This window comes from Psychrobacter sp. 1Y1 (assembly GCF_051847395.2).
Taxonomy (GTDB): Bacteria; Pseudomonadota; Gammaproteobacteria; order Pseudomonadales; family Moraxellaceae; genus Psychrobacter.
The window spans coordinates 895,871-909,689 of record NZ_JBPYDF020000001.1 but is presented as its reverse complement, the minus strand read 5'-3'; the positions used below and the strand labels follow the sequence as shown (position 1 = coordinate 909,689).

Genomic DNA, 13,819 nt, shown 5'->3' with positions numbered 1-13,819 from the left:
GGAACACAAGCGATCTAATGCGAGGACTTATTCAGGATTGGATAGCGATATATCTACTTCTAGGAGTCATTAAAGAGATGATTTATGAGAGAGATACAAAGGGATGTATTCACAACCGTATTAAAACTTAATAGCTCTGCCTAACCACGCTACCAACTCACGGGCAGGAGCCTGACTCAAACACTGTGGACAATTAATATAGGTCATTATACAGTCATTTAAATCAGTCAACATATGCAGTAATAACCCTAAACCAATTATCTTATAGGGCTTTGGTAAAAACAACATGCCCGCATATACTGCCATCGCATAATAAGTATGTAGCGGATGGAAATTAATACTACAACGATTGGGCGAAAAGATAGGTGTCGCTAGCAGATGATCTAAATCAACTAGCATGGTTGCTATTAGGATCAAATAAACTCGCTTATAGTCACTACGAAAAAACATATAAGCGATAATCAACGGCATGCCAAAATGTAGAAAATAATGGATAACGGTTTGACTCATCGCTTTTTCCGAACTAAGAGGGTGTTTTAAAAATTGTCCTAAGAGTATCATACACGATCTGAGGTATACCTTCACACCTGAAAGACAAGCACGAATCCACCACCTGGCGTATGGAAGTTAGTCACCTGACCTTGATAAACACGCGCAGCAGGCAACATACTAATCTGCCGTTAAGAGACGCCAGTAAGCGGCGTTTCGGTCTGGTAACGACGATCGAGTAAACATGAAATTGTATTTATTGCTATGGCTATTTTTGGAGGAATGATGACTCTTGTAAGCCTATCCCGCCGAGCAGCGACATCAGCAGTGCTTGCCCTGATGGTATGGAGCGTAAGTTTCTTTCTCCATTTTTTTTGGGAGATGGCACAGGTACCTTTCTTCTCCGGCATGGCCGAAGCGAGTCACTGGGACGTAGTCTGGCTTTGTACACGTGCGACCGTCGGTGATGCCAATATTGCTTTTGGCGCTTACGTGCTTGCGGCATTGTTTGTAAAAGACTGGTTCTGGATTGCAAAGCCGTGGCGTCTGTCGACTTTATCGATATACCTTGGCGTTGGCCTAACTATGACAATACTCTTTGAATACTGGGCAACTGGCGCTGGCCAAAGGTGGAATTATAGTGGGCTGATGCCTGATGTTCCGTTATTAAGCATAGGTGCGTTGCCGCTCGTTCAGTGGGTGGTCATTCCGATACTGTTAATCTATACTGTCAAGTGGATGTTCCTAGGTTGGCAGATATCCAATTAATAGAGGTTAGCATTAAGAGCAGTTGGTGCTATTTAGCTCATTACACCTGAAAGATGGGCGCAAACCCACCTCCTGGTGTACGGAAATTAGTTGTCTGACCTTGATACACACGCGCCGCAGGTAGTAGCAGTTGTCCGTCATACGTATAAAGACGTATATCCACCTTTCTCGTTGTTACAGTGTCATCAATTTTTATTGATCGCTCTCCTGCAGGAACAAAGGTCTGTGCGATATAATCCTCATCAAGAATGTTCTCAAAAACGCGTCGAGTTAGCTTGCTACCGCGATAGACCCCTTTGCTTCCATGACCAGCAACTGGCTTAAAAAACAGCTGTCGCCGAGTACGCCACAACGCTGCTGCCTCGTCTCTTGATACGAGCTTAGTCCTTGGCACAGACTTTTCGAGACATTCTGCTGCTGCATCATTCAGTCCCCAAGCGCGCAATGTCTGCGGATCGGATAGCAAGGTCAGATTGTGCTTATTAGCCAACATAGCATGGACATGAGGATTAGGCGTTACTACCACAGCACCTTCTAGATACGCATGCTTAAGCAGTGCATGGTCAGGCTCCTCAAATGCGAAGTCGACCAACCGATTATAGATCATATCAATGGGCTTACCATGCGCTGTCAGCTTGCCATCGACATAGTCGAGTTCAGAGGGATCTAGTATCACAGTGTCAATGCCTCTAGCTTGGAGCAGTTGACGTGCTAACTGGAACTCCAAAAACATGAACTGACTCTTAGGATCATTATCCACGATGGCTATTCGGTTGGGCATAGCAACAGCAGACTGTCGTTGCCATTCCTGTTTGAACATAGTAAACACTGACTCCTCAAATGTATCTAGCATTTGAGTCGTTGCAGCGCTTTGCTGTGAGGCATTACAACAGCGTTTTTGTGCGCGAGCGAGCAACACATTCAGAAATGCGCCACCAGCATTGGTATTGACTTCGATGAGCTGAGGGCTATCACGACCCAAGTGAAAATCATAGCCCATCAGAGCCCCTATTGGACCTGGGTCAAAAGCAGCGATTTTGGGTGCCCACGACATCGCTTGCGCTTGATACGATGGCAGCTTGGCAGCCAACTCGATAGCGTCAACGATCCGCTCCATCGTCGCTATCTCTGTTTTGGGGACGAACACTGGTGTTGCTGAAAAAAGTTTATTAAGCTCATTCGCTCCTATTGGATTGCTTTTAGTTTCCATTAATTGATCTTGAAGGCTTGTATTGAGCGCTTTACGATCGAGGGTAATGCAATAGCACTCTTGATTCAGTTGATTTGCAAGACCGTCATTAGTTTCTTCGTTGTTGCTGGTTAAGTGTTCCATTTAAACCTCGTCGTTAAGTAGAGTGCTTACGCTGACATACTCTAGTAAACAGCAAAAAACAAAAGGGGTATTTGGCGTTTTTACGATGATGCTAGTTGCTTTTTAATGTCTCACTTCCTGAGTCTAAAGCGGTGCTTCATTCCTCTTTGATTAACATTTTTGCTAAGAATAAACCCAACTCAAACAATAGCCACATAGGAATCGCTAGCAAGAGCATGGATATGCCATCAGGCGGTGTTACTACCGCTGAAACCGCAAAGCAGCCGACAATGATATAACGGCGCTTGTCTTCTAAACTCTTAGTAGAAACGATTCCAACCATTATCAGTAGTAAGGTAACCACTGGAATTTCAAAAGTCAGTCCAAACACCATAAACAACTTGAGGGCAAAGCTCAGATAACTGTCAATATCGGTCATCGGTATAACGTTCTGCGGCGCGAATAGGATAAAAAATTTCAATACACCTTTGAGCACGACAAAGTAGGCAAAAGCAACACCCGTATAGAATAAAAATATCGAAGATAACAGCACAGGAATAGCAATTTTCTTCTCTTTCTTATATAAGCCAGCGGCGACAAACGACCAAATTTGATACAGAATATAAGGCATCGCTAAAAATGCGGCGACAAAAATCGTTAAGCGAATGGGTGCCATAAAGTTTGACGTGATGTCGGTGGCAATCATAGTCGAATTAGCTGGCAACTGCGCTACCAATGGGTCTGATAAAAGATTATAGAGCTCGCGTGAAAATCCTACCAATGCTAAGAAAACAATCAAAACGGCTACGCATATTTTGATGAGATGCTTGCGTAGTTCAATCAAATGTTCAGTAATAGGCATATCACTGAGCGCATTCAGCACATTATCAGCCTCATCACTATGGGCAGTGTCTGGAACTTTAGTATTTGTATTCGCTAACTTTTTTTGTCGATTTTTTTGGCGTTTAAATAAGCTCATTCATCCACCTTCTCTATAGATGAAGAAGAGGAAGTATTTGGCTGATGATCTTGCTGATGAGAAGACATTGGCTGATATGAAGTATCTAAGCTTTGATTCTGCGAGTCTTCAAACTTTTGCATACTACCGCGCATCTCTGCTAGTTCACGCTTCATATCTGACTCAGTCTGACGGATTTTTACAAGCTCACTTTGTATTTGTTGGCGCGTTTCAGCCAGATCTAGCTCAGCTTCTATTTCAGACTGTAGAGTGGATACTGTACGGCGCAGTTTGGCATACCATTGCCCAGCCGTACGCGCAGCCTGCGGCAGTTTCTCTGGGCCCAATACGATTAAAGCAATGATGCCAAACAAGAGTAACTCGGAAAACCCGATATCAAACATAACAGTCACATATATTAAAAGACTATTTAGTGCTGCTATTTATAAGCGGCGCGCTTCATGCTTTGTGCTGATCATCAGTGGTGACAGGACTGATTTCTGTATCATCAGCCTGAGCCCCTACCTGCGTATTTGAACCATTTTTTGAAACTGGCGTACTACTTTCATGGTCAAGTGAACGATTATTGCGAGCATGTGAGGTTTCTTCATCTTTGACTGCTTCTTTAAAACCTTTTACTGCACCGCCTAAATCTTTGCCCGCATTTTTAAGCTTAGCGGTGCCAAATACGACCACCACCACAACCAATAAAATCAGCCAATGTGTAATAGAAAAACTGCCCATAACGTGATCCTTATATTTTAAAGTCTTGATAAGACCAGTATGTGTGCTTTAGAAACTGCTCTACCGTACCAAAATTACAGTTTCAAGCGACGCAATCTCAGCGCATTGCCAATGACAGATACTGAAGACAGACTCATCGCAGCGGCCGCTATCATTGGACTGAGCAACAGCCCAAAGAATGGATACAAAACGCCTGCCGCAAGCGGTATACCAAGCGCATTGTAGATAAACGCAAAAAACAGGTTTTGTCTGATATTTCGCATCGTAGAATGACTCAGTTTATGGGCTCTGACAATTCCCATCAGATCACCCTTCACTAGCGTGATGCCAGCACTTTCCATAGCCACATCTGTTCCTGTGCCCATGGCAATGCCAACGTTAGCCTGTGCAAGAGCGGGAGCATCGTTAATACCGTCACCCGCCATAGCCACGACCTTGCCGCTATTTTGTAGCTCTTTGATAATACGGTTTTTGTCTTCTGGAGAGACGTCAGCATGTACCTCATCAATATTTAACTTACTGGCAACGGCCCTAGCGGTTATTTCGTTGTCACCTGTTAGCATGACCACTTTTAGTCCAGCCTGATGCAGTAAAGATATCGCTTCGCTGGTACTCGGCTTGATCGGATCAGCGACTGATATTAAACCAGCAGCTTGGCCGTTTACTGCTACAAACATTACCGTTTCGCCGTCTTTTCTGCGCTTATCAGCACGTTCTGAAAGCGCACTGTCAAAGCTATCAAGACGTTGCATAAATTTTGAGTTGCCTACAGCGACTTGCTTGCCATTGACCAGTGCCTGCGCGCCTTCGCCAGTGGTTGAGCTGAAATCACTGGCTTTAGCAATATCAAGAGATTTTTCCTGCGCAGCTTTAACGATAGCTTCTGCCAAAGGATGCTCGCTGGCAGTCTCTACCGCAGCGACAAGTATAAGCAGTTCATTTTCATCTAATCCACCAAGTGCTTCGATAGCAGTGAGCTCTGGTTTGCCTGCGGTTAATGTTCCCGTTTTATCGACAACGATGGTATCGACTTTTTCCATGCTCTCTAACGCTTCAGCGTTTTTGATAAGCACGCCATTCTGAGCACCCTTGCCAGTACCGACCATAATCGACATAGGCGTGGCGAGTCCTAAAGCACAAGGGCAAGCGATGATTAACACTGCAATAGCGTTGACCAGTGCAAAGGCCATGGCAGGCGCAGGTCCGAAAATAGCCCAGACGATAAAAGTTATGATAGAGCAGATAAGGACAATTGGCACAAACCATCCAGCCACCTTATCCACCAGCTTCTGTATTGGTGCGCGACTGCGCTGGGCTTCAGCAACCATTTTGACGATCTTGGACAGTACCGTGTCATCACCCACGTCAACCGCTTCAACCAGTAGGGTTCCCGTGCCGTTTACTGTGCCACCAGTAACCGTATCGCCTTTTGCTTTAGAAACCGGAATAGGTTCCCCCGTTACCATCGACTCATCGATACTGCTGCTGCCTTCAAGCACAATACCATCTACAGGGAGTTTCTCTCCTGGCTTAACCCGTAATTTGTCGCCACTGATAACTTCGTCAAGGGAGACTTCTGTTTCAACGCCTTGCTCATCTACCCGCCTTGCATTTGGTGGTGCCAACTCAAGAAGAGCACGAATTGCGCCAGAAGTCTGGCTTCGGGCTTTAAGCTCTAGAACCTGACCTAGTAGTACCAATGTCGTGATAACCGCTGCTGCTTCATAATAAACACCGACTCGACCGGATGCATCCCTAAAACTGTCTGGGAAAATGCCCGGAATAAAGGTTGCTATCAGACTGAAACCAAATGCTGTACCTACACCTATCGCAATTAGGGTAAACATATTTAGGTTGCGACTTTTTATGGATTGCCAACCTCGCACGAAGAAAGGTGCTGCTCCCCATAGCACCACTGGTACCGCAAGCGCCAACTGTATCCACTGAGCAATCTGCCCAGCGATATCGCCCTGACCGCCTTGAATGAAGCTGTCTAAATTTATACCTACCATATCGCTCATTGCGTATAAAAATAAAGGAACGGTCAGCACGGTACAAATCCAAAAACGCCGAGTCATGTCATCGAGCTCTGAGGTATCCTCGTCACCAATAGTAACAGTCTCTGATTCAAGTGCCATGCCACATATGGGACAACCACTATTCTCAATATCTCTGACTTCGGGATGCATAGGACAGGTATAAACGGTTCCGCTGTAGCCAGCTGGCACCTTATCGTACTTGCCGCCTTTTACAGATTTTACCTTAGTACGGTCAGTATCCTTTCCATGACGGTGTGCATGACTGTCTTCATTATCATTTGAATCAGTAACCTCGTTCTCAGGTTTGAGAAACATACCGCATATTGGGCAATCGCTTTTTTCCACATCTCTCACTTCGGGATGCATAGGGCAGGTATAAACGGTACCGCTATAATTTTCCGGTACTTTGTCGTATTTACTCTCTTTAGTAGGATGGGCATCGGTATTCGACGGACTATGGCAGCTTGCATGGTCATCTTTCATTGCTACCATCTCGGCAACAGTGTCGTCAGGTTTAAGAGACATTTTGCATATGGGACAGCCGCTATCTGTAACGTCTCTCACCTCTGGATGCATCGGACAGGTATAAATGGTTCCACTGTAACCAGTTGGTACCTTATCGTAAGTGGTATCTTTATTGGATTCTATGCCTGTATTAGCTGTACCGTCACAGCAATCATGGTCTTCGCTATCCGAAGTATTTTTTGTCGTATCGTGTTTCATGACTATGTTCCAGTTATTGATTGCAATGATAGTTTAGGTTTAAGTCACCAGCTTTTGATCCCACCCAAGATTGGCGCACTGTCCGTCGTTCTCAGCATAGTTGACCTATCTGAGCCGAAGATTCAATGGCTACGCTAGACTCATCCTGCTTTAGCAAACCAGCGATATAGCGGTACAAACACAATCGCAAAATACCAACCATAAAGATAGGATTCGACAAATCCAATTAGGAAACCTGACCATGTCAACCATTCAAAACCAGGTAGCAGCGGTGCCCAAGCCTCATGCATGCTTATCTGCTCAGGTGCGAGTAGGCCAAAGACTATGCACAAGAGATAGCTGATGAGCAGAAACAGAGAAACGCTGTTGCCCACAGGACCAATTCTTAAAGTATTCGCTTTTGAATTCAATTCGTTCATCTTGACTCTCCTTGGTAGATGCTATACACCGCTTTCGTCACCACCAAACAACGGTATGGTATATGACCCGAACATCCGAACCAGAAAGCTCTGCGCAATAATTATATAAAATTACATCAGCAGAGCATTAAAACTGGTCGTCAAACAGTCTCTATATACTTGATGCAAGTACGTCGCAGCACCGCCAGCTGACGGGTAAGCGTTAGAGATTTTAATATAGGAGTAAGCACTAAAAGAGACAACAATTGCAGCAGCCAAAAGGCCAGTGGGGAAAGTGAACCATGCATACTCAGCCTTTTATTGCTTTTTCATGAGCAATGTTTTGATTCTGCAGTGAAAGTAGCTTTGAATAAAAAGACCTATATGCTTACGTCTATCATTTGATAGACCATTATTTTATTTGTTTAAAATAATGGTCTATCAGTATAGATCGTTATTCAAGCTCATCAATCAATTGCTTCATCTCAGCGATCTCACGCTTTTGCGCTTTTATAATATCGTCAGCAAGCTTTTGTACACGCGGATCTTCAATATCAGCGCGACTACTAGTGAGAATGGCAATCGAGTGATGCGGTATCATCGCTTGCATCCAATCGACTTGGTCGACCGTTGCTTGTGATCTGACGCCCCAGATACCGACAGCAAACATCAATACACTCAGGCCATAGATCATCAAATTGACCTTGGTCTTCTTATACATATTGGTCATAAATGCCAACATGACCACTGCCATACCGGCACCCATGTAGAGCGCCATATAAGCTCGGGTTTCACTAAAATAAATATGATCCCATTCATAAGTATTGAAATACATCATGATGTACATCACAATCGTAGACGTCACAATCATCAGGGTGAACTTTACGTAAGGGTTCATGGCCTGTTGATGATCCATGTTGTTTTGATCTGAAGTATTCATAGTATATCCCCTATTATTTTAATAAAATTAGAACCAGAATTTGACCCCCGCAGTCAAACTACTGCTATCAACCGATTCATTTTCTTGACGTCGTTGACCACGAGCCTTGCCAAGCGCTGTCTCATAACTCACGCCCACATAAGGGGCTAGTTGGCGACTGAACGTCTCGTAAGTCAGCCTAACCTCAGCTTCCATCTCATTAAAGCCTTTGGTAATGCCATTATCATGGTCATCTTTACTAAAGGCAGTCAATCCCACCTCTGGTATGACTACCCAATGCTGATCTAAACGCCATTCATACTCTGCGCCTAAATCAAGGCGAAGTTGACCATCGGTATATAAGTAGGCTCTCGCATCTGTTTCAATGAAATACGGTGCGGTACCGACAATGCCTGCCATAAGGGCAGCGTTATCATTTTCAGTATCGTAAGCGACACCAGCTTCCCCATTCCAGAAAATGCTCAGTGGTTTCCAATAAGCAAGCGAGCTTAAGCTATCTATTTCTTTATCATCTTTAGTCTGAGCACTACCCTCGGTACGTAGTCTTATACGATTACTGTCAGTACCATACCAACCCGTCGCCTCGAAGTTGATTTGGTCTTCATCGAACTGATAGCCCAAGTCGTCTACTGACACTCCCCATAATGGCATGCTGCCCATCATCATTGGCTTACCATACTGTCCGTAGGGAACCCCATTTGAATAGTCTGGACTGCGAGCATCGGCTGGTGGCTGCCCACCTTGCATACCAGACATGTCCATACTGCCATGGTCCATGCCTGACATATCCATGCCACTGTGATCCATACCAGACATATCACCTGACATGTCCATGCCACTGTGATCCATACCAGACATATCGCCCGACATATCCATGCCGCTATGATCCATGCCAGACATATCGCCCGACATATCCATGCCACTATGATCCATACCAGACATATCGCCCGACATATCCATGCCGCTGTGATCCATATCAGACATATCGCCTGACATATCCATACCGCTGTGATCCATATCAGACATATCGCCCGACATATCCATGCCGCTGTGATCCATATCAGACATATCGCCTGACATATCCATACCGCTGTGATCCATATCAGACATATCGCCCGACATATCCATGCCGCTGTGATCCATACCAGACATATCCATATCTGACATATCCATGCCGCTATGATCCATATCTGACATATCCATACCGCTGTGGTCCATGCCAGACATATCAGCAGCCGTTGCAAACGATGAGGTGAGCAAGACTAGCGATGACAAACCAATGAATGGCAGATTTTTCTTAGATATTTTCATAATAAGCCTCATATTCGAAGGTTTGTTAAACGACGGCAACTTCTCTGAACATACCGGCTTCCATGTGATAAAGCAGGTGGCAATGCCACGCCCATCGTCCAACTTCACCCGTCACGTCGAAGCTAATCTTTTGCGCTGGCTGAACCACAATCGTATGTTTACGTACCTGAAAGTCTCCAGATGGGGTTCGCAAATCACTCCACATACCATGTAAGTGCATAGGGTGATTCATCATGGTGTCATTGACTAAGGTAATGCGTACACGCTCGTTAGGTTTAATATTAACAGGCGTTGCATCCTTAAACATGACACCATCTAGCGCCCAGATATAGCGTTCCATATTGCCAGTCAAATGTAATTCGATCTCTCTAGTAGGCTTGCGCTGCTCTGCCAATACTTGCTCATCCACGGAGCGCAATTGATCATAAGTCAAAACCTTTCTATTAATATCACGCAGGTTAATACCAGGATCATCGAGGTTCATACGTGGACTGTCGACGCGCATATCAGATTTAAAGTCGTACTCGGTCTTAGCATGCCGTGCTTTGTAGCCTTTGTCACCCATAGCCCCCATCATATCAGCCATGGTCAGCCATTCGATCTTATCCATAGCAGGTATTGCAGCACGAGCGCCTTTTTTGGTCGCAAGCGTGGTCGCGACATAGCCTGAACGATCAATGTTTTGGGCAAATATGGTATGTGCATCTTTGGTCGGCGTGACGATGACATCATAAGTCTCAGCCACCCCAATACGGAAGTCATCAATCGCAACGGGCGCGACATCATTGCCATCCGTTGAGACGACGGTCATTTCCAGACCCGGTATACGCACATCGAATATCGTCTGTGCTGAGCCATTGATAAAGCGTAGTTTGACGGGCTGTCCCGCTTTCACTAGCTGTGTCCAATTGGCTGCGGTAGTTTTACCATTCATAAGGTAAGTGAATGTCTTCTCACCAGACAGATCGGTGAAATCCGTCGGCATCATGCGCATCTTATTCCACATTTTGCGCTTGTCATAAGCGGCTTCTAGATCTGTTGCGGCAATATCAGACAATAGCTTTTTAAAATCTGGCAAATGGTAGTTATCAAAGTCAGCGCGCTGCTTTAATAGCTTTAGCAAGTTATGCGGATCGCGGTGTGTCCAATCACTCAATAAAATCACGTGATCTTCGGCGACTGGATAGCGTTCGCGGCCTTTAGGCTCAATGACGATAGCCCCGCGCATTCCAGTTTGCTCTTGAAAGCCAGTATGGGAGTGATACCAATATGTACCTGATTGAATGAGTTTGAATTTATAGGTAAAGGTACTCTTCGCAGGAATACCATCAAAGCTGATACCTGGCACACCATCCATTTCAAATGGGACGAGCAAGCCATGCCAGTGAATAGAGGTCGACTCATTCATCTGGTTATGGACACGGATGGTCACGGTATCGCCTTCTTGCATCTTTAGCGTTGGCGCTGGCAGTGAGTCATTGATGAGGGTTGCCATACTCGACTTGCCATTGACAGTAACGGGCTTCTTGCTGACATACAGGTCAAACTCTGTACCGGTTAGAATGGGTACGATATGGTCAGCTTTATCACTGTTGACGGCTACGTTTTGTTGACCTTTTCCTAGCGCACTATTGGCAATAGACGGCAGCGTAGATAGCATGGATGCCCCTAACAAAGTAGAAGACCCTGTTAAGAAGCGCCTGCGATTGAACATATTCTTGTTCATAATAATTTACCTAACTTAATCCGTGAAATGGGAGTTGAGTTCATATAACTGTTGGCTCATTAATAGAACAGAATGAGCTATGTAATGCTTTAATCAAACTAGATTTGCTGCTGCGGTGAGTCAATGGTTGCATAAATGGCTGTTGAGCCGTCTTTGTTAAGCTGCATCACTTTATACGGCATAAATTTATCTTGATATTCCATACCAGGGCTACCAACTGGCATGCCAGGTACGGCAAGGCCAATCGCATCACTTGGCGGATTCTTTAGAAACTGTGCCATATATTTGGCAGGGACATGGCCTTCAAAGACAAAGCCATCGGTAGTAACGGTAGTATGGCAAGAGCGCATTTGCTGTGGTACGCCATAACGATCTTTAAACAAAGACACGTCGGCAACATCATGGGTAGCTGCGCTTAACCCATTGTCTTCTGCGTGGCCGACCCACTCTTTACAGCAACCACAATTGGCATCTTTATAGACGGTGGCTGACACATTTCGCAAAATAGTTGATTGGGTATCTGAATGAGCACTGACAGGTATTATTTCGGCTTGTGGTTGCTCTATTAGCGCGGTTTTTTGCGTAGCGGTAGTTGGCTCAGTCGCTGGTTTTGAGTCAGCAGTAGTCGCGTTAGGTTGACTACAAGCGGCTATCGTTAACGATAATGGCAATACCACAATCGCTGAGAGCACACGGCCAGATATCAGATTATGTTCATTAATAAATCTATTGGTATAGCGTCTCATAAAACCACTCCTGAGCGTCTATCTGACGATCACATTTATAAAAATTAAAGCCGTAACACTGACCAAAGTAGTACTGGTAAAGCTTAAAACTCAAATCGCAAAAGGCAGCACTATTAAGCACTGCATCTTTTACGAAAAATCAATGTTGCATTCCGGATCCATCACCTGACATATCCATCTCACCATCAAATGACATGCCCAACATATCATCGTCTATCCTAGTGGTTAGCATGGTGTACTGGTTTTCATTCAATTCAGGTAACGATCTGATAAAAGCGACCATTGCCCACATTCTATCATCATCGTGCGAAGCGCCCCATGCGGGCATACCTGATGCCATAATACCGTGTTTAATGGCCCAAAAGGCTTGCTGAGCACCGGCATCTGTTTTATAGCGTTCCACCAATTCAGTATTGGTAAAATTGGGCGGCTTTGGATATAAACTTGCACTAAAATCAGTACTTTCTACCCCAGGAGATAAGTGACAGCCTGCACACATATCTTTATAGTCTGCCCCGCCCGAGCTGATCATTTCTGTCTTTTCTAGGTTTGGAACCGCAATGTCCTTACTAGCATTTGCTATTGAACGCGTACGTGCCGTTTCTAAAAAATTGTAAACCAGCGGACTATGGGCTTGATCAGCACCGATATTTATCACGCCACTGGTCACCACAATAAAAATGCCCACAATAGCGACAAAAACAGTAAGCAGTATTCCTAGTAAAAACTTCATAGGTTTGTCCTAAAAATCCATTTTTGTTAATACCCAATTACTGCTCGACAAAACCATCTAACAATAATATTGAATTTCTACGATCAATGTCTAAGAATCACTTTTACTAGTAACACAGTGCTTTTGGTACATCGCTTTCATTTTTCCCATGTTGGTCATCATAGCTTTCATAGCAGGATCCTTCATATCCATTTTACTATGATCCATTTTGCCCATCATTTGCATGTGCTTTTCCATTTTTTCACAATTCATCTGATCTTTTTCAGCATGCATTTTTGGGTCATGTGCCAAAGCAGATGTTGAAACAACTAAGGCTATAGCAGTTGCTACGATTGATTTAGACAGTGGTATTGATTTGAATAGTGACATGGTAAATCCTTATTTTATTTGGTATGAAGTCGAAAAACTTTAAAATATTAAGTTACTTTAAAGCATACTTTATTGATTCTGACAGAGAGATGACAGCAAGATTACAATTCTGTCATCTTGCTATTTATGGTTTTTAATATTGTCATCAATCCTTTAGTATGACATCAGAGCTGATATTACTTATCGCTACCATATTTGTTAATAAAGTATTTTTCAGACTGTAGATGTTGATCTTTGTGTTCAATCTCACAAGCCACTCTAGCATCGATATAGCTTTTCATTTGGGCGCTAGAAAGCTGAGCATCGTTATGATCCAAGTTTTTTGCAAAGTCAGTAACAGCGTCGCAGTTATTGATGATTGAAGTACTTAGATCAGTAGTATGCGCATTAGCAGTAGTAATACCTATAAGTACAGATACCGATAGCAATACTACTTTTTTGAATGAACCGTGAATTTTCATATAAAACCTCTTTTGTAAGTTATTAGGCGTTTAAATTGATTACCTGTGAAAATAATTCGTAGTAGCTAGATATTAGGAACGAGCAACTATGTTTCATTCATA

The 13,819-nt window shown here is 44.1% G+C and carries 15 protein-coding genes; 1 reads left to right on the top strand and 14 read right to left on the bottom strand.

Annotated elements, in window-relative coordinates; all coding sequences use genetic code 11:
- Window positions 1-120 precede the first annotated feature (120 nt).
- Entirely contained in the window at window positions 121-510 is a 390-nt protein-coding gene (locus ACS8FA_RS17825; RefSeq protein ID WP_025652669.1) for a DUF6122 family protein, read from the bottom strand.
- A gap of 264 nt (window positions 511-774) precedes the next feature.
- Between ACS8FA_RS17825 and ACS8FA_RS17820 the strand changes: the two genes are divergently transcribed.
- Entirely contained in the window at window positions 775-1,257 is a 483-nt protein-coding gene (locus tag ACS8FA_RS17820; protein WP_439267062.1) for a hypothetical protein, read from the top strand.
- A 40-nt stretch (window positions 1,258-1,297) separates the two neighbouring features.
- Here ACS8FA_RS17820 and ACS8FA_RS17815 read toward each other — a convergent pair whose 3' ends face one another.
- From ACS8FA_RS17815 to ACS8FA_RS17755, 13 genes are all read right to left on the bottom strand, one after another.
- The gene (locus tag ACS8FA_RS17815) at window positions 1,298-2,590 is read right to left on the bottom strand and encodes an ATP-grasp domain-containing protein (RefSeq protein WP_439267061.1); all 1,293 of its coding nucleotides are present in this window, start codon (window positions 2,588-2,590) and stop codon (window positions 1,298-1,300) included.
- Window positions 2,591-2,726: 136 nt separating this feature from the next.
- Window positions 2,727-3,548: a twin-arginine translocase subunit TatC gene (tatC, locus tag ACS8FA_RS17810; protein ID WP_439267060.1), complete on the bottom strand. Its 822-nt coding sequence runs from the start codon at window positions 3,546-3,548 to the stop codon at window positions 2,727-2,729.
- Window positions 3,545-3,931, bottom strand: coding sequence for a Sec-independent protein translocase protein TatB (gene tatB / locus ACS8FA_RS17805; RefSeq protein WP_201569659.1), 387 nt, complete (start codon window positions 3,929-3,931; stop codon window positions 3,545-3,547). Before tatB ends, tatC begins: the two co-directional genes overlap by 4 nt.
- 55 nt (window positions 3,932-3,986) lie before the next feature.
- Entirely contained in the window at window positions 3,987-4,271 is a 285-nt protein-coding gene (tatA, locus tag ACS8FA_RS17800) for a Sec-independent protein translocase subunit TatA (protein WP_420230161.1), read from the bottom strand.
- Between the two features lie 74 nt (window positions 4,272-4,345).
- On the bottom strand, window positions 4,346-7,033 hold the full coding sequence (locus ACS8FA_RS17795) for a copper-transporting P-type ATPase (protein ID WP_420230160.1): 2,688 nt from the start codon (window positions 7,031-7,033) through the stop codon (window positions 4,346-4,348).
- Between the two features lie 140 nt (window positions 7,034-7,173).
- Window positions 7,174-7,452, bottom strand: coding sequence for a DUF5676 family membrane protein (locus ACS8FA_RS17790; RefSeq protein ID WP_201589850.1), 279 nt, complete (start codon window positions 7,450-7,452; stop codon window positions 7,174-7,176).
- Window positions 7,453-7,885: 433 nt separating this feature from the next.
- On the bottom strand, window positions 7,886-8,371 hold the full coding sequence (locus ACS8FA_RS17785) for a DUF305 domain-containing protein (RefSeq protein ID WP_420230159.1): 486 nt from the start codon (window positions 8,369-8,371) through the stop codon (window positions 7,886-7,888).
- 27 nt (window positions 8,372-8,398) lie between these two features.
- The gene (locus ACS8FA_RS17780; RefSeq protein WP_440465374.1) at window positions 8,399-9,682 is read right to left on the bottom strand and encodes a copper resistance protein B; all 1,284 of its coding nucleotides are present in this window, start codon (window positions 9,680-9,682) and stop codon (window positions 8,399-8,401) included.
- 25 nt (window positions 9,683-9,707) lie between these two features.
- On the bottom strand, window positions 9,708-11,408 hold the full coding sequence (locus ACS8FA_RS17775) for a copper resistance system multicopper oxidase (RefSeq protein WP_420230157.1): 1,701 nt from the start codon (window positions 11,406-11,408) through the stop codon (window positions 9,708-9,710).
- A gap of 98 nt (window positions 11,409-11,506) precedes the next feature.
- The gene (locus ACS8FA_RS17770) at window positions 11,507-12,154 is read right to left on the bottom strand and encodes a DUF411 domain-containing protein (RefSeq protein ID WP_420230156.1); all 648 of its coding nucleotides are present in this window, start codon (window positions 12,152-12,154) and stop codon (window positions 11,507-11,509) included.
- 139 nt (window positions 12,155-12,293) lie between these two features.
- Window positions 12,294-12,887: a c-type cytochrome gene (locus ACS8FA_RS17765; RefSeq protein ID WP_197102716.1), complete on the bottom strand. Its 594-nt coding sequence runs from the start codon at window positions 12,885-12,887 to the stop codon at window positions 12,294-12,296.
- A gap of 90 nt (window positions 12,888-12,977) precedes the next feature.
- The gene (locus ACS8FA_RS17760) at window positions 12,978-13,256 is read right to left on the bottom strand and encodes a hypothetical protein (RefSeq protein ID WP_197102714.1); all 279 of its coding nucleotides are present in this window, start codon (window positions 13,254-13,256) and stop codon (window positions 12,978-12,980) included.
- Between the two features lie 176 nt (window positions 13,257-13,432).
- Window positions 13,433-13,717: a hypothetical protein gene (locus ACS8FA_RS17755; RefSeq protein WP_102093213.1), complete on the bottom strand. Its 285-nt coding sequence runs from the start codon at window positions 13,715-13,717 to the stop codon at window positions 13,433-13,435.
- Window positions 13,718-13,819 lie beyond the last annotated feature (102 nt).